Annotated in this window: 2 protein-coding genes; both read right to left on the reverse strand. The window is 63.5% G+C overall.

The features are described 5' to 3' along the window. Nucleotides 1-611 (reverse strand): citrate/2-methylcitrate synthase (locus ACIQLF_RS21860; protein ID WP_400303353.1); only part of this gene is annotated, 611 nt, incomplete at its 3' end. A 17-nt stretch (nt 612-628) separates the two neighbouring features. Beyond that, a partial coding sequence (locus tag ACIQLF_RS21865) for an oxaloacetate decarboxylase (protein WP_400303355.1) occupies nt 629-1,141 on the reverse strand: 513 nt, incomplete at its 5' end.

The following is a 1,141-nucleotide window of genomic DNA, read 5'->3' on the forward strand; positions in this document are numbered from 1 at the left end:
GAAAGCGTCGAGGTGATCACGCGTGCGGTGAAGGTCGATGCGTTGAAGGAGTGCTCGGCGTACAACACCATGGAAACGCGGAACGCGTCGACGACGTCGGGTGCAGCTTCCTCGCCGAAGGTCATCCACAGGAAGTTCTGCGAGTAGTCAAGGTCCTCGCGGGGTTCAACGACGTCCAGGCCGCGGCGGCGGCGCTGGTCGTAGGCGACCACGGCCGGGAAGGCCGCAAACAGTTCCTTGGCCTTGACCAGCTCGGCCTCGCGGGAGGAGTCGTTGGCCAGTGCGTGGTTTGCGCCGATGACTGAGACGGCGGTGCGTCCCACGTCCATCGGGTGGCAATCCAACGGGAGGAGGTCGATGGCGGCCTTGACGTTGGCGTCCAGGGTGCGTCCTGCGCGCTCGGCGGCGATGAACTCGGTGAGTTCGATCTGGGTCGGCAGCTCGCCGTTCCACAAAAGCAGGGCCACCTCTTCGAAGCTCTTGCCGGCGGCCAGGTCCTGGACCGGGTAGCCGCGGTAGAGCAACGAGTTGGTGTCGGGGTTGACCTTCGACACCGCCGTGTAGTCCACGACGACTCCGGCCAGGCCCTTCTTGATCTCAGTTTCGGTAATCACTTCGCTCCTGATTCCTACAGATTCGCGTTGTTTGAATCGATGTCCAGGTCAGGGACCTGGAAGTTGAAGATGCCGTTGTCAAAGCGGTTGTACGCCTCGTAGTCGACCAGCTCGTACAGGCGTGCGCGGGTCAGCATCGAATCGACCCGGGACTCCTGGGTGCCGTCTGCCTTGATGGCGTCGAGGGTTCGCTCTGCTTCACCCATGGCACTACGTAATAGTGTCACCGGGTAAATGACCATGGCAACACCCGCGTCGGCCAGCTGCCGGCGGGTGAAGAGTTCCGACTTTCCGAATTCGGTCATGTTGGCCAGCACCGGGACGTCGACGGCCTTGCTGACGGCCTCGAACTCGGAGATGTCCTTCATGGCCTCCGGGAAGATCGAATCCGCGCCGGCGTCGACGAGGGCCTTGGCGCGGTTGATCGCGGCATCCAGTCCCTCCACGGCGCGCACGTCGGTGCGGGCCATGATCAGGAAGTTCGGGTCGCGGCGTGCGTCTGCCGCCGCGGCGATGCGCTTGACCAT

This window comes from Paeniglutamicibacter sp. NPDC091659, from assembly GCF_044756805.1.
Lineage (GTDB): Bacteria > Actinomycetota > Actinomycetes > Actinomycetales > Micrococcaceae > Paeniglutamicibacter.